An 18,299-nucleotide genomic window follows, 5' to 3' on the forward strand; every position below is an offset into this window, starting at 1 on the left:
CCCCCGCCATGCGCCGCTGGAAGTCTGAACGCATCGTTGGCCTGCATGATCCGCAGGTCAACGAGCATCACCTGGAGTCCACGGGCCTGCCCGCAGACCAACGTCTGCGCCTGCTCAGTTTCAATATCCAGGTGGGCATCAGCACCGAGCGCTATCGGCATTACCTGACCCGTAGCTGGCAGCACCTGCTGCCGCACAACGGTCGCTCAGGCAATCTGCAAAAGATCGGCGACTTGCTCGGCGACTTCGATCTGGTCGCCTTGCAGGAAGCCGATGGCGGCAGCCTGCGTTCGGGCTACGTCAATCAGGTCGAACACCTTGCCCAGCTCGGCGCCTTCCCTTACTGGTATCAACAACTCAATCGCAATCTCGGCCGACTGGCCCAGCACAGCAACGGCGTGCTGAGTCGTCTGAAACCGTCGGCGATTGAAGATCACCCGCTGCCAGGCCCGAAAGGTCGTGGCGCGATTCTGCTGCGCTTCGGCGAAGGTCCGGAGGCGTTAGTGGTGGTGATGATGCACCTGGCCCTTGGCGCGCGAACCCGCAGCCTGCAACTGGCCTATATTCGTGAGCTGATCGGCGGTTACAAACACCAAGTGTTGATGGGCGACATGAACACCCATGCCAGCGATCTGCTGCAACATTCTCCGTTACGCGATCTCGGCCTGCTGGCCCCGCAGGTGGAAGCGACATTCCCCAGCTGGCGTCCTCAGCGTTGCCTTGATCATATTTTGCTCAGCCCGACCCTGACGCTGGAAAAGGTCGAAGTGCTGGCACAACCGATTTCCGATCACCTGCCGGTCGCGGTAGAGATTCGTCTGCCGGGTTCGCTCACGGCCGATGCATTGCCCGCGTTGAGTCCTGCCCCTCGCGGAACCCCTGAATGAGCGACGACGCCCAGCGCTGGAAAGAGAAGTACCTCAAAAGCATCGAACAGCAAGACAAGCTTGAGCGGCGCTGGGCCGCCAGGCTCGACTTGCTGCGGCGCGGTCTGGTGCGCAGCACACTAGCGGCTGAAGGCACCGATAAAGTCGTCGATCAGTGCATGAAAGAGATGCGCGACGTGGTGCGCACCGACGACATGGACGCCGGCCTCGCCGCCCTGTTGCCGCGCTTGGAAAAAGCCGTGCTCGATTCCGAGCAGCGCCGCGAAACCCGCATCGATCAAGTCAGTACCGCGCTGACATCGCTGGTCACTCAGTTGCAGGCTTTGCCGTTGCCGCGTGAAGTCGCTCAGCCACTGAAGAAATTCGCCAAACAACTGGATAGCCGCGTCGGTTCGGCGCGGGAAATGCCACTGTTGCTGAGTGAACTCAGCGGCTTGCAGGGCAAGGCTTTGAGTCAGCTGGAAACGCCAGCCGAACCGGGACGCCCAGGATTGTTGCAGCGTTTGTTTGGTAGCCGTGACAGCGAAGAAGCGCTAGCGACACAATCCCCCGCGCAGGTTCCAGCCTCGCCGCCAGAGCAACCACTGGCTGTACCGTCAACCACAGCGGAAACCGCACAGCTCGCGCCTGTCGCGGCGGCTGAGCCGGTACCGGCAGCGCCTGCCAGCAAAGCACTTGCGCCTGTTGTCGAACCACCCACGCCAGCCGCTCCAGCCCAGTTGGAACCGGCAAATGTAGTGGCCTTCGTACCGCCAACGGTCATCAGCGAAGTTATCAGTGAACCGCTCGAACCGGAGGCAGAGCGCTTCGAGCCCGAGCCTGTTTTCGCCCCGGCTTCAGCGCCGGCTCAAGCGCCGATCACCGCTGAGGCGGTCAATCCCGATGAACTGATCCACCCCGGTGATCCATCACCACCGATCATCGACAGCCTGCCCCTGCCCGAACCGATTGCTCAGGCGCTGGCCGCCATCGACCCGGAACAGCCCGAGCACGACATCCTGTTCGCCCTGCCGGACACCCCGGAGCCGTCTTACAGTTCCGTGGCCAAGCACATCGAAGACACCCTGATCGGGCTGCTCGACGACCTGACTCTGCCGGAACGCCACCGCCCGCAAGCCGAAGCCATGCGTGAGCGGCTAAAACACGGTTTGAACTGGTACGAACTGATCCCTATTCTCGACGATCTTGCAACGTTGATGCTGGCGATCACCGACAGCGGCCAGCACGAATTCGAAGCCTATCTACAACAGCTCAATGAACGCCTCGAAGCGTTTCAGAGCAATCTGCAAGCCGCCAGCGAGGGCCATGCCGACAACAGCTCGGCGGCGAAAGCCATGGACACGCAGATCCGTGAGCAAGTCGACGGCCTGCAGACCAGCGTGCAGGAAGCTGCGGATCTGGAAGACCTCAAGCACGTGCTGGAAAATCATCTTGAAGGCCTGCTCGGCACCATGGACCAGCATCAGAAGCAGCGCGACGCCCGCGAGCAAGAAGTCGCCACGCGGCTGAAAAGCCTGTCCGAACGCGTGGCGCATATGGAGCAGGAAGCCCAGGGTTTCCGCGAACATCTTGAAGTACAACGGCAGAAAGCACTGATCGACCCGCTCACCGGCCTGCCGAACCGCGCCGCGTGGAGCGAACGCCTTGAGCATGAAATCAAACAGTGGCAACTGCACGGCAACACGCTGAGCCTGGCCATGCTCGACCTCGATCACTTCAAGCGGATCAATGACAACTACGGCCATCTGGCCGGCGACAAGGTGCTGAAAATCATCGCCACCGTACTGCGCAAGCGTCTGCGCGGCGCCGATTTCATCGCCCGTTTCGGCGGTGAGGAGTTCGTTCTGTTGATGCCGGCGACGCCGCCAGCGGTCGGCGCAAAACTGCTGGAAACCCTGCGCGCCGCTATCGAAGCCTGCCCGTTCCACTTCAAGGGTGAACGAGTGACCATCACCATCTCCATGGGACTGGCGACATTCCGTGCCGGAGAACACAGCGATCTTGTATTGAAGAGAGCCGATCAGGCGTTATACCGAGCGAAAAATGCGGGGCGCAACAGGGTCGAGCTGGGCTGAGCAAATTGTTCCATTTTGTTTAAATCCGTCCACTGACCGTCGAGACGCGAGGCAGTACGTTACACTGTTGCATTACTGTCTTGCGTGTACTGCCTTCTGCCATGAAATTCTTTACCCTCCTCGCTTCGCTGCTCGTTCTGGCCGGTTGTGCCAGCGGCCCGCGCTACAACACCAGCCATCCTTCGGCCAATTACGACAGCCGCATTCAGTTTGTGGTTGTGCATTACACGTCGGCCTCGCTGGAGCGCTCGCTGCAATTGCTGACCCACGGCGAAGTCAGCAGCCATTACCTGATCGGCGACGACAAGAGCGGCACCATCTACAAGCTGATGGACGAAAACCAGCGCGCCTGGCACGCCGGCGAAAGCCAATGGCAGGGCCGTACCTGGCTTAACTCAAGCTCGATCGGTATCGAAATCGTCAATCCGGGCTTCAAGGACACCCCGACCGGCCGTCTGTGGTATCCGTACAGCGAAGCGCAGATTCAATCGTTGATCGTCCTGCTCAAGGACATCAGCAAGCGCAATGGCATCAGCCCGCGCCACATCATTGGCCATAGCGACATCGCGCCATTGCGCAAACTCGATCCGGGCCCTTTGTTCCCGTGGAAACGTCTCGCCGCCGAAGGCTTGGGCGTATGGCCGAACGAACAGGCAGTAGCGCGCCAGCAAATGCTGTTCAACAGCAGCGAACTGCCGAGCATCAGCTGGTTCCAGGCACAGTTGGCGCACTTGGGTTATGACACACCGCAGACCGGTGAGCTGGACGTTGCCACACGCCACGTCCTCGCCGCCTTCCAGATGCACTTCCGCCCTTCGCGCTTCGACGGCACGCCGGATGCACAAACGGCAGCGTTGTTGCTGGTACTCAATCAGACAAAATAATGACGCCCGCCCGACGGTCAGGGCGAAATTGCAATCAGCAGCTATAACTCATTGGTAATTCTTCGGATATTCCATGATGGTTGCTACCCGAGAGACGCTGCGTAGCTGGTTTTATCGCCCCTGGTTTTTGGCGATGATCGCGGCTGTCCTCAGTGCCTGCCTGCTGATCGCCGGCGGTATGTTCGTGGCGATGCGTCAGGTCGAGCAAAACGAAAGCCAACAAATGAACGCACAAGGCGAACGTTTCCTGGCCCGCCTCGAACAATTGTTTGGCCAGTTGCGTGAAAGTCTCGATGACCTGGAAGCGCAGCCCTTGCGCAGTTGTGACGATGAAATGATCGCCACCCTGCAGCAAGTCACCTTCAACTATCGCTTCGTCTATGAAGCGGCTTACATGGACGCTTCGCGGATCTGCTCCAACCGTCCGCGCCAGGAAGGCCTGTCGGTGGTCCGCGCGCCAGACATCAAAGGCCCGACCTACAGCTATTGGCTGAACACCACCACCGAACCTGATGAAAACCGCGCGGCGCTGATGCTGGGGCGCGGCAATTTCCGCGTCGCCACCTCGCGCGGGCATCTGACCGACATGGTCGATTTGTCTCCCGGTAGCAGCCTGCTGGTGGTGCTCGATCATGGCACCCGTGCTATCCCGGTGCTTGGCACGGCGCAAGCCTGGCCACCCACGGAACACTGGCCACCGAAAAGTCGCGATGCCCTGCAAGTTACGCAAACCCGGCTGATCTACCGCATGCCCACGGATAATCCGGAGTATCAGTTGGTCCTGATCACACCCAGAACCGGCATGCACATTCCGGCTGTCTGGTGGTGGATCATCCCGGCGTGTCTGCTGCTCGGCGCCTTTGTCGGATTTTTCGTGTTCTTACTGGTGCGCCAGCGTCAGTCTCTGGATGCCGAACTACACGGTGCAATTCGCCGTGGCGAGCTGCAGGTGCTCTATCAACCGATCTTCGACCTCGACAGCCGCAACTGCGTCGGTGCCGAGGCCCTGCTGCGCTGGCGCCGCCCCGACGGTACGCTGACCAGCCCTGACCTGTTCATCCCCATGGCAGAAAACACCGGGCAGATCCGGCAGATGACCGACTTCGTCCTGCAGCGCCTGCTGGAGCAACTGGGCCAGTTGCTGCGCGCCAATCCGCAGCTATACATCTCGGTCAACCTGGCAGCCTGCGACGTGATGGTGCCACGCATCGGCCAGGTCATGGCGCGGCTGCTCACACTGCATCGCGTGGCGGCGCGGCAGATTGCCTTCGAGGTCACCGAACGTGGCTTGATTGATGTGGTGGTGGCACGGGAAAACCTGCAAGCGCTGCGCGATGTTGGCCATCAGGTGCTGATCGACGATTTCGGCACCGGCTATTGCAGCCTCGCCTACTTGCAAACCTTGCCAGTGGACTGCTTGAAGATCGACAAAGCATTCATTGATGCACTGGGCCATGACGCGGCCAGCAGCGGCGTCGCCCCGCACATCATTCACATGGCCCAGGCGCTGGATTTGAAGGTGATTGCCGAAGGCATCGAGCTCGAATCCCAAGCGCAATTGCTCAGCAGTGAAGGGGTGAAATTCGGTCAGGGCTGGTTGTTCGCCCATGCGCTGAGCGCGGTGCAATTCATCGAACTGATCACCCGTGGCCGGCGCCTTGCCGGTCGACGCATGGATGATGAAGCCTAGACAGCGAGCGCCATATAAAACTGCGTGCCCTGCCCCGGCCGTGAGTAAACGCCCATGCGTCCACCATGCAACTGGACGATTTCCTTGCACAACGCCAAGCCCAAACCGGCACCGCCCTTCTTGCGCCCTACCTGCACGAAAGGTTCGAAGATCCGCCCCTGCTGGCCGTAGGCAATGCCTTCGCCGTTGTCTTCGACGCTGATAATCAGCCGCTCGCCATGCCGACGTGCCTGCAAGCGGATCTGACCGTCGCGGGCGGTATGGCGCAAGGCGTTGTCGATCAGGTTATCCAGCACACGATCGAGCTGTGCCTGATCGGCCTGCAAACGTGGCAACGGTCCCTGCACTTCGACATGCAGGGCGATGCCCTTGGCCGCCGCCGAATCGGCAAAGCGCAGTTGCGCCTGCTCCAGCAAATCCTCGATGGAGCATGGTGCCAGCGTGAGTTTCTGCAGGCCATTCTGATAACGCGAGAAGTTGAGCAAGTCGTTTATCAACTGCATCAAGCGCTGCATCTCTTCGTTCACGGTGTCGAGCAAATCGGCTTCGCGCGATTCCGGGGCGTACTTCGCTCGTTCGCGGAACAGCCCGAAGGCCATGTGCATGCCGGTGACCGGCGTGCGCAGCTCATGGGAAGCGCGCAACACGAATTCGCTGCGCACCCGCTCGAAGGCGCGTTGCTCGGTCACGTCATGCAAGACCATCACCGCGCCAAGGATATGCCCCTGCGTGTGGCTGACCGGCGTCAGGCTGTAGGTCAGCAAACGAGATTCGCCGTCGACCTCGATGCTCAGGTCTTCCGGTGCGCGCTCAAGCGAGCCACCGCGCAACACCAGTTGCAACTGCGCATCCAGCTCCGGCCGCTCCAGCGCGGTGCCCAAGCCTTGGCCGAGGCGATCATCTTCCCAACCCAACTGGCGCTGAGCCACCGGATTGAGGTGTTCCAGATGCCCCTGGCGGTCGATCATCAGCAAGCCGTCGTCGATACTGTCGAGCACCGCTTGCAGCCGCTGCTGACCGGCGAACAATTCGTCGACGTTGGTCGCCTGATGTTCCCGCAGGGCCTCAGCCATCAGACCGAAACGCTTGGTCAGCAGGTTCATTTCCATCGCGGAGGAAATCGGCAGGGTCACTTCAAAATTGCCTTGGCCGATATTGTCCGCCGCCTGCGCCAGCGCCTCGATCGGCGCGCCGAAACGCCGGGCAATCCCGTGGGCCGTGATGAAGCCGATGATCAACACCGCCAGCCCGACAAATCCCAGCAGACCGGCGATCAACAATGCCCGGTCGCGCGCTTGATGCTGAACCACGTTAATGTTGTCCAGTGCATGCTTGTGTTCAGTGATCAAACCGTTGCGCAGCGTGTTGAAGCGCTCTCGGAGGTTGGCGTTGCTGCTCAACGCAGCCGCCGGATCACGGGACACATCAAAGGCCTGAAGAAAACTCAGGTAATCAGCCTTGGCCTGACTAAAACCATACTGGCGGCCATCGCCAATGTGCTCTTGGGCGATACCGTCATCAAGCAACTTGAGATACTGCTGCTTGGACGCCTCGAACGCGACCGGATCGGGTTCTTCGGCGAGCATGAGGACCAGTTGATCACCCAGGGTTTGTCGCAGCTTGAGGCCCAGATCGAGAGTGACGAAGTTGTTACGCAGCGTCGTTTCCTGCGAGCCAGCCATTTGCATCACGCTGACCAGCCCGAGCAACAGCCCGAGCAAGGCCACGGTGATGAGAGCGGAAATGCTCAAGAACAAACGGGTCCGCAACTTCATCGCCAATTTCATCGTCGGGCACTCACAGGTTGTACTGCTTGCGCTTGCGATACAGGGTCGAGGCATCGATGCCGAGCGTTTTCGCCGCTTGGTCCAAGGTGCCGGCGGTGGCGAGGACGGCGCCGATGTGCGCCTTCTCCAACTCATCGAGACTCAACGCGGCACCGACTCGTGGCGCGTTGTTGGCCGGTTGTTCGGCCATGCCCAGGTGGCTGATCTCCACGCGTTCCTGCGGGCAGATGATGCTCGCCCGCTCGACCACGTTGCGCAACTCGCGAATGTTGCCCGGCCAGCGATAGCCGAGCAGTGCCTCGCGAGCCTCGTCGCTGAAGCCACGTGCCGGACGCGCATACTCTTTGACGAAGCGGGCGAGGAAGCGGTCGGCCAACGTCAGGATGTCCTCGGCACGCTCGCGCAGAGGCGGCAGGTGCAGAGTAATGACGTTGAGGCGATAGAGCAGGTCTTCACGGAAACGCCCGTCACGGACCATGTCTTCGAGATTGAGATTGGTCGCCGCTAGAATGCGCACGTCGGCGCGGCGGGTGACCGGATCCCCTACCCGCTCGTATTCCTTGTCCTGAATGAAACGTAGCAACTTGGGTTGTAATGTCAGTGGAAAATCGCCGATCTCGTCGAGAAACAGAGTGCCGCCGTCAGCCTGATTGACTCGACCCAACGTGCTTTCGCTGGCCCCGGTAAAGGCGCCACGACTGTGACCGAACAGCTCGCTTTCCATCAATTCCGCCGTCAGCGACGGGCAGTTGATGGTCACGCAGGATTTTTTCTCGCGCTTGCTCCAGCCGTGAATCGCTCGGGCTAGCTCACCTTTACCAGTGCCGGACTCGCCGAGGATCAGAATGTTGGCGTCGGTGCCGGCGACCTGACGTGCAGTTTCCAGTACGACCTTCATCGCCGGGCTGTGGGAATCGAGACCGTCCTTCGGTTTGCGGATCTCGCCTTCGAGGGCCTCGAGGCGCGCCGACAGTTGGCGCACTTCCAATTGCTTGGCAGTGGCCAGACGCAACTGATCCGGGCTGCACGGTTTGACCAGATAGTCGGCGGCGCCGGCCTGGATCGCGTCGACGGCGGTATCGACAGCCGAATGCGCGGTGACAATCACCACTCGCATCCATGGTGCCTGAATGCGCATCTGCGCCAGTACGTCGAGGCCGTTGTCTTCTCCCAGACGTAAATCAAGGAAGCACAGATCGAAGACCTGGCGTTGCAGCAAGGTGTCGGCCTGAGCCGCGCTGTTGGCTGTGGCAACCGTATAGCCTTCATCTTCGAGGCAATAACGGAAAGTACGCAGGATGGCGGATTCGTCGTCCACCAGCAGAATGCGGCCTTGATGCTCAGTGGCAGATTCCATTTTTCCTACGCTCCATAGTGATTGGTCTTGGGTTAGTCCCGGAAAAATCGGGCAAGTTGCATGGTTGATTCTGAACGATGCCAGCCATAGGAGGGTAGCTCTCTCCTGCCTTTACGGCCAATACGTTGATTTTGTTGGTTTTTTAAACAAATGCCGATTTGCAGGGCATTCCCTGCGTACTTTTCTGACATCTGCGCCCTGCTCTCAATTCCATAAGAATGAAATCTCCTACGAAAAAATCGTGCATTGCGCACGATCCCAGATGCCCCATCGTGCAGGATGCGTCGCGAAGGTTTTCTACCGCGCCTATAACCAATTGATTTTATTGAATATTTTTCAATTAAAAAACTGGCATGCAGGCTGCAATACCTCATTCAGCCCGGGCAGAAATGAACTGCCCCAACCGAATAAGAGTGAGGAACCCAGGATGACTCGCCAACGTGCCGCCCAAGTGCGTATCTCGCCACTGCATATTCAGCAAGGTCTGTTTGGCGTACTGGCGCTGTTGATCACCCTGATCGCCTGTCAGCAATACCTGCGCTGGGAAAACAGCCAGCAGGTTGAGCCGCTGATTTCGATCCAGCACAACACGCAAACACACTTCAGCGCCGTCAGCAGCAGCCAGGCCGAGAGCGCCTCGATGCGCATGATGGATGTCGATCAGGCGCAGCCGCTGGATCAACTGCCACGTGAAGAGCGTTGGGTTTTCTAAAGAACAGATGAATTCGGGCGCGCAGCGCCAGAACACGTAACACCCCTAAATAGAGAAGTAAGGAGAATCACCATGTTGAGCTGGGCAATTACATTCTTGATCATTGCCATCATCGCTGCCGTACTGGGCTTCGGTGGTATCGCGGGCACCGCCACGGGTATCGCCAAGATTCTCTTTGTCGTGTTCCTGGTGATGTTCATCGCTTCCTTCTTCTTTGGCCGTCGCGGCCGAGGTTAACGATGACTGTGTTAAAGACACTGGCAGCCGCCCTGCTTCTGGGCGGCAGTGCCATGGCGATGGCGGCCAATGACGGCCAGGCGCGGGTCAACGAACTATTGAGTTCCGACCCGCAGTATCGCGAAACCTGGGAAGGCGTGGTGAAGAAGGAAGAACGCCTGCCGGAATGGGTGATGAACCTGTCCGGCACGCCTGACCAGCAGATGAATGCCGTAACTGAAGATGGCGACCAGTATCTGGTCGGCCCGCTCTGCGAATCCGCAGACAAGTGCCTGAACCACCGCTTGATCGTCGCGTTCAGTTTCGACAAGAAAGACGCATACGCCATGCTCGTGGATGTGCCCGAAGGACTGCCGGCCGACAAGTCGCCAACGCGACATGCCACCTACCGCTTCCTCGGCAAACCCGATCAGGGCATGCAGGATCTTTTGATGGAAACCCTGAAGAAAGATCCGAAGTGGTACTGATTTGAACATGAAGGCAGCAGCCCTGCTGCCTTCCATTGCGCCCACCTGAGGAAGGCAGGCGCATGACCAAGGGGCCGGGACGTTCTGACTGTTGCAGGGTCGGAGTGACCTACGGGGACAGGGAGTGCCTGCGCAAGGGCCGGGTCAGGGTAAAAGCTGCGCCGCAGGTTCGCCGACCCGTAGTGGCTCGACGGACTTGCGCTGAGCTTTCCAACACGCAAAACATTGATCCAGAGCGTCTAGCTCATCCTTTTTATCGCTGACACTGCGCGCGAAAACATTACGCGGTGTTTCATGGCGACCGTATATCGACAAAGAGACCACTTAAACAGTAGGACTTCTAGTCTTCCTGCGTAGGCTTTTTCCTAAATATTTCGTCGATTTTTCTCGTTCAAAAAACAACCAACCTAGGCTGTGATGGCCGGTTCACGGCACTTATGCCGGCCGAAATGTCACAATCGAACCGGTTGGGACGCCAGTTTCATTTAAAAAAGCTCATGCCGATTCGGCATAGGGTAGGCGTTTACGGCATTAGACGGCGCAACCTTGCATCGGAATAGTTGCGCCTTTTTTCGCCTGCCGAAGAGCCGTAAATACGCGCTTCGGGGCACCTTATACGGAGGCAGATGCACAGACTTTTCCGCTAAAGAGCGTTCCAGTTCCTGCATGTGCCTGAGTCAAACGCAAGTAAGGGTAAAGATAATGAAGAAGGCAAAAATCAGCCTCGCCTGGCAGATCCTCATCGGTCTTGTTCTAGGGATTGCAATTGGTGCGTTGCTCAATCACTTCAGTGCCGAGAAGGCTTGGTGGATCAGCAACGTCCTGCAACCGGCAGGCGATATCTTTATCCGTCTGATCAAGATGATCGTGATCCCGATCGTCATCTCTTCCCTGATTGTCGGCATTGCCGGCGTGGGCGACGCCAAGAAACTCGGGCGGATTGGCCTGAAGACGATCATCTATTTCGAAATCGTCACCACCATCGCCATCGTTGTCGGCCTGCTGCTGGCCAACCTGTTCCACCCGGGTACCGGCATCGACATGAGCACCCTGGGCACGGTGGACATCTCGAAGTACCAGGCGACCGCCGCCGAAGTGCAGCATGAACACGCGTTCATCGAGACCATCCTCAACCTGATCCCGTCGAACATCTTCGCGGCCATGGCCCGCGGCGAAATGCTGCCGATCATCTTCTTCTCCGTGCTGTTCGGTCTCGGTCTGTCGAGCCTGCAGTCGGACCTGCGCGAGCCGCTGGTGAAGATGTTCCAGGGCGTCTCGGAAAGCATGTTCAAAGTCACCCACATGATCATGAACTATGCGCCGATCGGCGTGTTCGCACTGATCGCGGTGACCGTGGCCAACTTCGGCTTCGCCTCGCTGCTGCCGCTGGCGAAACTGGTGATCCTGGTTTACGTCGCCATCGCCTTCTTTGCCTTCGTGGTGCTGGGCCTGATCGCCAAGCTGTTCGGTTTCTCTGTGATCAAGCTGATGCGCATCTTCAAGGATGAGCTGGTGCTGGCCTACTCCACCGCGTCTTCGGAAACCGTGCTGCCACGCGTGATCGAGAAGATGGAAGCCTACGGCGCACCGAAAGCCATCTGCAGCTTCGTGGTGCCTACCGGTTATTCGTTCAACCTCGACGGTTCGACCCTGTACCAGTCGATCGCCGCCATCTTTATTGCCCAGCTCTACGGCATCGACCTGTCGATCAGCCAGCAGCTGCTGCTGGTCCTGACCCTGATGGTCACCTCCAAAGGCATCGCCGGTGTACCGGGCGTGTCCTTCGTGGTACTGCTGGCCACTCTGGGCAGCGTCGGCATTCCGCTGGAAGGCTTGGCGTTCATCGCCGGTGTCGACCGCATCATGGACATGGCGCGTACCGCTCTGAACGTGATTGGTAACGCCCTGGCGGTACTGGTTATCGCACGTTGGGAAGGCATGTACGACGATGCCAAGGGCCAGCGCTACTGGAACTCCCTGCCGCACTGGCGCAGCAAGGAAAAACTGCCTGCAGGCGAAATCTCGAAGAACTGACACACCCCTGTAGGAGCTGCCGCAGGCTGCGATCTGTTGATCTTGCTTTTTAAAAACAAAATCAAAAGATCGCAGCCTTCGGCAGCTCCTACAGGAGATTGAGGTCAACCCGGTAAATGGGGTGGCAGCAGGTACACTCAAACCCCGGAGAAATCCGGGGTTTGTCGTTTCTGGTGACCCCGCTATCATTCGCGGCATTCTTCGGGGGATTTGACTGATGCTTAATGGCCTGTGGCTTGGCTTCTTCATCGTGGCAGCCGTATCGGCGCTGGCGCAGTGGCTGATCGGCGGCAACGCCGGGATCTTTGCGGCGATGGTGGAAAGCATTTTCGCCATGGCCAAGCTCTCGGTCGAAGTCATGGTGCTGCTGTTCGGCACCCTCACCCTGTGGCTGGGCTTTCTGCGCATCGCCGAGAAGGCCGGGATCGTCGAGTGGCTGGCCAAGGTACTCGGCCCGCTGTTCCTTCGGCTGATGCCGGAAGTCCCGGCCGGTCACCCTGCCCTTGGCCTGATCACTCTGAACTTCGCCGCCAACGGTCTGGGCCTCGACAACGCGGCCACGCCCATCGGCCTGAAAGCCATGAAGGCGCTGCAGGAGCTCAATCCCAGTGCCACCATCGCCAGTAACGCGCAAATCCTCTTCCTGGTGCTCAACGCCTCCTCCCTGACCCTGCTGCCGGTGACGATCTTCATGTACCGCGCCCAGCAAGGCGCGCCAGATCCGACGCTGGTGTTCCTGCCGATCCTGCTGGCAACCAGTTGCTCGACGATCGTCGGCTTCCTCTCGGTGGCGTTCATGCAGCGCCTGCGGATCTGGGATCCAGTGGTGCTGGCCTATCTGGTACCGGGTGCGCTGTTGTTGGGTGGCTTCATGGCGTTGCTCGGCACCCTTTCAGCGACGGCTTTGGCGGGATTGTCGTCGATCCTCGGCAATCTCACGCTGTTCGGGTTGATCATGCTGTTTCTGATCATCGGCGCGTTGAGGAAAGTGAAGGTTTACGAGGCGTTCGTTGAAGGCGCGAAGGAAGGCTTCGACGTCGCGAAGAACCTGCTGCCGTATCTGGTGGCGATGCTCTGTGCGGTCGGCGTACTGCGTGCTTCCGGGGCGTTGGACTTCGGTCTGGATGGCATTCGTCATCTGGTCGAGTGGGCGGGTTGGGACACACGGTTTGTCGATGCGTTGCCGACGGCGATGGTCAAGCCGTTCTCCGGCAGCGCAGCGCGGGCCATGCTGATCGAGACGATGAAGACCTCGGGCGTCGACAGCTTCCCGGCGCTGGTCGCGGCGACGGTGCAGGGTAGTACCGAGACGACGTTCTATGTGCTGGCAGTGTATTTCGGCGCGGTGGGCATTCAGCGGGCGCGGCATGCGGTGGGGTGTGCGTTGCTGGCGGAACTGGCGGGTGTGCTCGGCGCGATTGGCGTGTGCTACTGGTTCTTCGGCTGATCACACATCAAAACTGTAGGAGCGAGTCTGCTCGCGATAGCGGTTTATCAATCGCCATCATCGGTGACTGATACACCGCTATCGCGAGCAGGCTCACTCCTACGGGGGTTGTGTGTCGGGCTTAAGGTTTTGGGGGGGCCAGTTTCTGGCCTTGTTCGACAGCCCAAGCGACGATTTTGGCGGTCAGGCGATCACTGGCCTGGCCAAACCCGGCCACCACCGCCGGCACCTGTACATCGTTCAGAGGCTGGCGCTCTTCAAAGCGGCGACTGGCCAGAATGCGCTGGTCATAACCGCGCACCAGCAACGCATCGACGCGCACCACAACGCTGGCCTGTGAGCCTTGGTATTCGGTCTGAAACGCCTGCAAACTCCCGCCCAATTCCAGATCCGCCGCAAAGTTGCTGTCATCGGTACTAAGCAACGTCACCCGACCATCACGCTGAAACCCATCGAGCAAGCGATTACGCACCAGCACCGGCGCCGGATCACTCCAGCGCGAGCCCTTGTAACTGCTGATCACGTCGCCCTGCGGAATCACCGCAATCGTCGGCCGGTTCAACGCCTCACTGGCCTGCAACTTGTTCAACCGCAACGACCAAGACTGAGTCGCCGCTGAACTGGCCGAGGCGGGCGCCTGTGCGGCCGGCAGGCGATAGACATCCGACGGCTCGGACTGGGGCAGAATCGAACAGGCGCTGATCAGCGTGAAGCCGGCGAGGAGGGCAAGTCGAGTCAGCTTCATGGCGTGAATTCCTTGTTCTTGTCACGGCCCAGCAGGTAGCCGCTGGGGTTGGCCTCAAGGCGTTGGGAGATGGCGCGCAGCGAGGTCAGCGTCTCGCGCAGTTCGCGGATCGCCGGGGCCAGGCCATTAAGGCCCTGCATGCCGTTGTCGAGGGAGTTTTCGTTTTTGTTCAGCAGGGTGCTGATCGTCGCGGTACTTTGCTCCAGCGACTTCATGGCTTGTTCGGCACTGCCCAATGCCTGTTTGCCCTGATCGTTGATCAAGCCGTTGGCATTGCGCATCAATAACGAGGTCTGTTCGAGCATGCTGCCGGCCTGTTTGCCAACGCTCGCCAGTTGCTGCATGGCTTGCTTGATGTCACCGCGCTGATCGTTGATGGTGCCGGTGGTCTGCTCCAGATGGGCGAGGGTTTTGCTCACACGCTCGACGTTCTCGGCAGAAAACATCTGGTTGGCGTTCTGCAGCAGCGCAGTGATGCCGGTCATCAAATCGTTGCTGTCATTGAGCAAGCGCGAAATAGGCGAGGGCGAGGCGACGATGGTCGGCAGATTGCCGTCATGCCCACGCAGTTTCGGGCTTTCGGGTGTACCACCGCTGAGCTGGATGATCGAGGTCCCCGTGATCCCGGCCAGCGCCAGTTTGGCCTGGGTGTCCTCCTTGACCGGCGTATCACCGGCCAGACGAATCCGCGCCAGCACCCGCCGCGGATCCTTTGGATCGAGGCGCAGGTTGATCACATCGCCGACCTTGATCCCGCTGTACTGCACCGGGCTGCCCTTGGACAAGCCACTGACCGCCTCGCTGAAGACAATCTCGTAATCCTTGAACTCGGTGTCGACACTGGACTTTGCCAGGAAAAGACCGAAGAGCAGGGCACCTGCCACCACAATCACGGTGAACAGGCCGATCAACACATGATGCGCTCGGGTTTCCATGTCAGACCTCGTTGAGCAATTTGGCGGCGTCCAGCGCCGAGCGGCCACGCGGACCGTGGAAGTATTCGTGAATCCATGCGTCGTCGGTTTCCGAGACGACGTCGATCGGGCCGGCGACCAGCACTTTTTTCTGCGCCAGCACCGCCACGCGGTCGGTGATGGTGTAGAGCGTGTCGAGGTCGTGGGTCACCAGAAACACGCTGAGACCGAGCGCATCGCGCAGGGTCAGGATCAATTGATCGAACTGCGCCGCACCAATCGGATCGAGGCCGGCGGTGGGTTCATCGAGAAACAGGATGTCCGGGTCCAGCGCCAGAGCCCGGGCCAGAGCAGCGCGTTTGATCATGCCGCCGGACAGCGATGCCGGGTATTTGTCCGCCGCCGACAGCGGCAACCCGGCCAGCGCCAGCTTCACCGCAGCCAAGTGCTCGGCGTCGTTGCGGCTGAGGCCGGCGTGTTCGATAAGGGGCAGGGCGACGTTCTCAGTAACGGTCAGCGAGGAGAACAGCGCGCCTTTCTGAAACAGCACACCAAAACGGCGTTCGATAAGCGAGCGCTCATGCTCGGACAGGCTCGGCAGGTTCTTGCCGAACACTTTGACGATGCCTTCGCTGGGCCGGCGCAGGCCGACGATGCTGCGCAGCAACACCGATTTGCCGCTGCCGGAGCCGCCGACCACGGCGAGAATCTCGCCTTTGTACAAATCCAGGTCGAGGTTCTCGTGCACGCTCTGGCTGCCAAAGCGATTGCACAGGCCACGGACTTCGATCACCGCCTCCGAGGGCGCGCGGGGTAGACGACTCACCAGCCCATCTCCATGAAGAACAGCGCGGCCACCGCGTCGAGCACGATCACCACGAAAATCGATTGCACCACGGCAGACGTAGTGTGGGCGCCGACCGACTCGGCGCTGCCACTGACCTTGAAGCCTTCCAGGCAACCAATTGCAGCAATGATGAAGGCGAAGATCGGCGCCTTCACCAAGCCGACCAGAAAGTGCTGCACGCCGATATCCGACTGCAACAGCGTCAGGAACATCGCCGGCGAGATATCCAGCGACACCGCGCAGACCACGCCGCCGCCGATTATCCCGCAGAGCATCGCCAGGAAGGTCAGCATCGGCAACGCCACCAGCATCGCCAGCACGCGCGGCACCACCAGCAGCTCCATCGGATCAAGGCCGAGGGTGCGAATCGCATCGATTTCCTCGTTGGCCTTCATCGAGCCGATCTGCGCAGTGAAGGCACTGGCAGTGCGCCCGGCCATGAGGATTGCCGTGAGCAGCACACCAAATTCGCGCAGGAACGAGAAGCCCACCAGGTCCACGGTAAAAATCGTCGCACCGAAACTGGCCAGCACCGTGGCGCCGAGAAACGCCACCACCGCACCCACCAGAAATGTCAGCAATGCCACGATCGGCGCGGCATCGAGGCCGGTCTGCTCGATGTGCGCGATCATTGGCGTGATGCGCCAGCGCTTGGGCCGTAACAGGTTGCGAGCGATGGTTTCCATGATCAGGCCGACGAAACCGAGCAGTTGCAGAGTGTCCTGCCAGACGGTGTCGACGGCGCGACCAATGCGCTTCAGCAGTTGCACACTGACGCTGATTTCCGGCTCTTTGATCGGCACGCAGAAATCGGTCATCGAGCAGTACACGGTTTGCAGCAGCGCGCGGTCGGCGGAGGTCAGGGTGCAATCGGGGTGTTCGGCGGATTTGCCCAGGCGTTCGGAGCCGAGCAGTTCGACCAGCAACGAAGCGCCAGCGGTGTCGAGGGCGCCGAGGCTGTTGAGGTCGATCGGGGTGTTGGCATCGTACTGACCGTGGAGCTTTTCGCTCAGTTGCTTGAGCTCGGCGTAATGGGCAAGCGTCCAGTCCCCCGTGACCCTCAGGCGGGCAGGGGTTATCGACGTGTCCAGTTGAGCATTACCGCTGATCGAGCTGCTGGTCATAAGCTCCGTGCTTGTTCGGCCTTTATGCGAACTAACGTAATAGCACGAACCGGATTACTTTTCTTTGATCGCTGTGCTGTCCGTGACTTCGAAACGCAGCACGCCGATCACCTGGCCATCCTCGGTCAACACCCGCACTTGCCACTTGCCCGCCGGGTTGCCGGGGAAGTTCTGCTTGTGCGTCCACGCACGGTAGCCTTCCTTGCGCCCGCCATGGATGTCGAGGGCGATGCGGTCGACCTCTTTGCCGTTGAATTGCCAGACGTGATAAATCCGCTCATCCAGCCCGCGCGGCGCGTTGATAGCGGTATAGGCGTAAAGGCCATCGCCACGAATCTGCTCGGCGCTGACCGTGTCGAGGCTGGCGCCTGGGGTGCGGTCCTGCATTTGCGTGCTGATCGCCACGTCGGTCATCCACAGCGTCGCCGGTGGCACCCACGAACGCAGCGCCCAACCCACGCCACCGATGCCGACCGTGATGCACAGGATCGCCAGGGCATTGCGCAGCGTGCGGATCGGGAAGATCGACGCCAGACTCGGGAACGACAACAACACGGCAATGCCAAGCGCCCACTTGAAGCTTTGCGCGGTGGTCAGGTGCATGATCACCGGCAACGCGGTGAGCAGGGCGGCGAACAGGGTCAGAGTGTGCAGCGCGAGAAACGCCCAGCGCCGTGGCGCCAGCCATTTGTAATAGAGCGGATCGACGATGGAAATCAGTGCCGCGACGCTGAGCAGGCCGGTGAAAAACAGCTGTCCGCTATTCCACGTCGTGGTGATGAAAAAGAACGGCAGGACGAAAAACAGGCTTTCCTGATGGATCATCTGCGTCGCGTAACGCAGCAGCGGCTGGGGAATCTCGCGTTTGAACACGCGGGTGAAGAGGCCGGTGAGGGTGTTTTCCAGCATCAGCCAGATCCAGCTGAGCAGCATGATCACGGTGATCCAACTCGCCAGGCCCTGCTGACGATCGACCATGATGAAACTGCCGACCCCAGAGATAAAACCACCAAGCGCAATGACCCCGGGATAGCGCTTCATCAGTTCGAGAATACGCTGGATCAGGAGCTGTATTTTTGGCATTTGGGCGGT

Annotated in this window: 16 protein-coding genes; 9 read left to right on the forward strand and 7 right to left on the reverse strand. The window is 59.8% G+C overall.

Annotated elements, in window-relative coordinates:
• Positions 1 to 8 precede the first annotated feature (8 nt).
• From CKW26_RS17775 to CKW26_RS17790, 4 genes are all read left to right on the forward strand, one after another.
• Complete coding sequence (locus CKW26_RS17775) at positions 9 to 887, forward strand: endonuclease/exonuclease/phosphatase family protein (RefSeq protein WP_007911779.1); 879 nt, start codon at positions 9 to 11, stop codon at positions 885 to 887.
• Positions 884 to 2,962 (forward strand): GGDEF domain-containing protein, encoded by a 2,079-nt coding sequence (locus tag CKW26_RS17780; protein ID WP_095049542.1) that lies wholly within the window; start codon positions 884 to 886, stop codon positions 2,960 to 2,962. The genes CKW26_RS17775 and CKW26_RS17780 overlap by 4 nt, the downstream gene beginning before the upstream one ends.
• Before the next feature lie 101 nt (positions 2,963 to 3,063).
• Positions 3,064 to 3,846: an N-acetylmuramoyl-L-alanine amidase gene (locus tag CKW26_RS17785; protein WP_095049543.1), complete on the forward strand. Its 783-nt coding sequence runs from the start codon at positions 3,064 to 3,066 to the stop codon at positions 3,844 to 3,846.
• Between the two features lie 76 nt (positions 3,847 to 3,922).
• Entirely contained in the window at positions 3,923 to 5,536 is a 1,614-nt protein-coding gene (locus CKW26_RS17790) for an EAL domain-containing protein (RefSeq protein ID WP_176471263.1), read from the forward strand.
• Here CKW26_RS17790 and CKW26_RS17795 read toward each other — a convergent pair.
• Positions 5,533 to 7,323: a KinB sensor domain-containing domain gene (locus CKW26_RS17795; RefSeq protein ID WP_095049545.1), complete on the reverse strand. Its 1,791-nt coding sequence runs from the start codon at positions 7,321 to 7,323 to the stop codon at positions 5,533 to 5,535. The two genes, CKW26_RS17790 and CKW26_RS17795, sit on opposite strands and share 4 nt — an antisense overlap.
• A 10-nt stretch (positions 7,324 to 7,333) precedes the next feature.
• Entirely contained in the window at positions 7,334 to 8,680 is a 1,347-nt protein-coding gene (gene algB / locus CKW26_RS17800; RefSeq protein WP_095049546.1) for a sigma-54-dependent response regulator transcription factor AlgB, read from the reverse strand.
• Between the two features lie 427 nt (positions 8,681 to 9,107).
• On the opposite strand from algB, the gene CKW26_RS17805 reads away from it, so the two are divergent.
• From CKW26_RS17805 to CKW26_RS17830, 5 genes are all read left to right on the forward strand, one after another.
• Positions 9,108 to 9,392, forward strand: coding sequence for a hypothetical protein (locus CKW26_RS17805; RefSeq protein WP_093429512.1), 285 nt, complete (start codon positions 9,108 to 9,110; stop codon positions 9,390 to 9,392).
• A gap of 72 nt (positions 9,393 to 9,464) precedes the next feature.
• Complete coding sequence (locus CKW26_RS17810) at positions 9,465 to 9,629, forward strand: DUF1328 domain-containing protein (protein WP_003177151.1); 165 nt, start codon at positions 9,465 to 9,467, stop codon at positions 9,627 to 9,629.
• A gap of 2 nt (positions 9,630 to 9,631) precedes the next feature.
• Positions 9,632 to 10,096, forward strand: coding sequence for an inhibitor of vertebrate lysozyme family protein (locus CKW26_RS17815; RefSeq protein ID WP_095049547.1), 465 nt, complete (start codon positions 9,632 to 9,634; stop codon positions 10,094 to 10,096).
• 702 nt (positions 10,097 to 10,798) lie between these two features.
• A complete protein-coding gene (gene gltP, locus CKW26_RS17825) occupies positions 10,799 to 12,130 on the forward strand; it encodes a glutamate/aspartate:proton symporter GltP (RefSeq protein WP_034152229.1) in 1,332 nt (443 codons plus the stop codon).
• 217 nt (positions 12,131 to 12,347) lie between these two features.
• Positions 12,348 to 13,577, forward strand: a complete 1,230-nt coding sequence (locus tag CKW26_RS17830) for a nucleoside recognition domain-containing protein (protein WP_095049548.1) — start codon at positions 12,348 to 12,350, stop codon at positions 13,575 to 13,577.
• Between the two features lie 121 nt (positions 13,578 to 13,698).
• On the opposite strand, the gene CKW26_RS17835 is transcribed toward CKW26_RS17830, so the two are convergent.
• From CKW26_RS17835 to CKW26_RS17855, 5 genes are read right to left on the reverse strand one after another with little or no spacing between them, the layout of a single operon-like run.
• Positions 13,699 to 14,322 (reverse strand): ABC-type transport auxiliary lipoprotein family protein, encoded by a 624-nt coding sequence (locus CKW26_RS17835; protein WP_095049549.1) that lies wholly within the window; start codon positions 14,320 to 14,322, stop codon positions 13,699 to 13,701.
• A complete protein-coding gene (locus CKW26_RS17840; RefSeq protein WP_095049550.1) occupies positions 14,319 to 15,257 on the reverse strand; it encodes an MlaD family protein in 939 nt (312 codons plus the stop codon). The genes CKW26_RS17835 and CKW26_RS17840 overlap by 4 nt, the downstream gene beginning before the upstream one ends.
• Position 15,258: 1 nt before the next feature.
• A complete protein-coding gene (locus tag CKW26_RS17845; RefSeq protein ID WP_095049551.1) occupies positions 15,259 to 16,062 on the reverse strand; it encodes an ABC transporter ATP-binding protein in 804 nt (267 codons plus the stop codon).
• Positions 16,059 to 17,207: an ABC transporter permease gene (locus CKW26_RS17850; RefSeq protein WP_095049552.1), complete on the reverse strand. Its 1,149-nt coding sequence runs from the start codon at positions 17,205 to 17,207 to the stop codon at positions 16,059 to 16,061. The genes CKW26_RS17845 and CKW26_RS17850 overlap by 4 nt, the downstream gene beginning before the upstream one ends.
• 54 nt (positions 17,208 to 17,261) lie before the next feature.
• Positions 17,262 to 18,290 carry a DUF5924 family protein gene (locus CKW26_RS17855; protein WP_095049553.1) on the reverse strand — a complete coding sequence of 343 codons (1,029 nt, stop codon included), beginning with the start codon at positions 18,288 to 18,290 and terminating at the stop codon, positions 17,262 to 17,264.
• Between the last annotated feature and the right edge of the window lie 9 nt (positions 18,291 to 18,299).

Source organism: Pseudomonas sp. Irchel s3h9 (assembly GCF_900187475.1).
Classification (GTDB): Bacteria; Pseudomonadota; Gammaproteobacteria; order Pseudomonadales; family Pseudomonadaceae; genus Aquipseudomonas; species Aquipseudomonas neuropathica.

Bases quoted from the DNA above. Each gene is read 5' to 3' on its own strand.
- CKW26_RS17775 (WP_007911779.1), top strand. From the start codon at position 9: ATGCGCCGCTGGAAGTCTGAACGCATCGTTGGCCTGCATGATCCGCAG.
- CKW26_RS17780 (WP_095049542.1), top strand. From the start codon at position 884: ATGAGCGACGACGCCCAGCGCTGGAAAGAGAAGTACCTCAAAAGCATC.
- CKW26_RS17785 (WP_095049543.1), top strand. From the start codon at position 3,064: ATGAAATTCTTTACCCTCCTCGCTTCGCTGCTCGTTCTGGCCGGTTGT.
- CKW26_RS17790 (WP_176471263.1), top strand. From the start codon at position 3,923: ATGGTTGCTACCCGAGAGACGCTGCGTAGCTGGTTTTATCGCCCCTGG.
- CKW26_RS17795 (WP_095049545.1), bottom strand. From the start codon at position 7,323: ATGAAATTGGCGATGAAGTTGCGGACCCGTTTGTTCTTGAGCATTTCC.
- algB (WP_095049546.1), bottom strand. From the start codon at position 8,680: ATGGAATCTGCCACTGAGCATCAAGGCCGCATTCTGCTGGTGGACGAC.
- CKW26_RS17805 (WP_093429512.1), top strand. From the start codon at position 9,108: ATGACTCGCCAACGTGCCGCCCAAGTGCGTATCTCGCCACTGCATATT.
- CKW26_RS17810 (WP_003177151.1), top strand. From the start codon at position 9,465: ATGTTGAGCTGGGCAATTACATTCTTGATCATTGCCATCATCGCTGCC.
- CKW26_RS17815 (WP_095049547.1), top strand. From the start codon at position 9,632: ATGACTGTGTTAAAGACACTGGCAGCCGCCCTGCTTCTGGGCGGCAGT.
- gltP (WP_034152229.1), top strand. From the start codon at position 10,799: ATGAAGAAGGCAAAAATCAGCCTCGCCTGGCAGATCCTCATCGGTCTT.
- CKW26_RS17830 (WP_095049548.1), top strand. From the start codon at position 12,348: ATGCTTAATGGCCTGTGGCTTGGCTTCTTCATCGTGGCAGCCGTATCG.
- CKW26_RS17835 (WP_095049549.1), bottom strand. From the start codon at position 14,322: ATGAAGCTGACTCGACTTGCCCTCCTCGCCGGCTTCACGCTGATCAGC.
- CKW26_RS17840 (WP_095049550.1), bottom strand. From the start codon at position 15,257: ATGGAAACCCGAGCGCATCATGTGTTGATCGGCCTGTTCACCGTGATT.
- CKW26_RS17850 (WP_095049552.1), bottom strand. From the start codon at position 17,207: ATGACCAGCAGCTCGATCAGCGGTAATGCTCAACTGGACACGTCGATA.
- CKW26_RS17855 (WP_095049553.1), bottom strand. From the start codon at position 18,290: ATGCCAAAAATACAGCTCCTGATCCAGCGTATTCTCGAACTGATGAAG.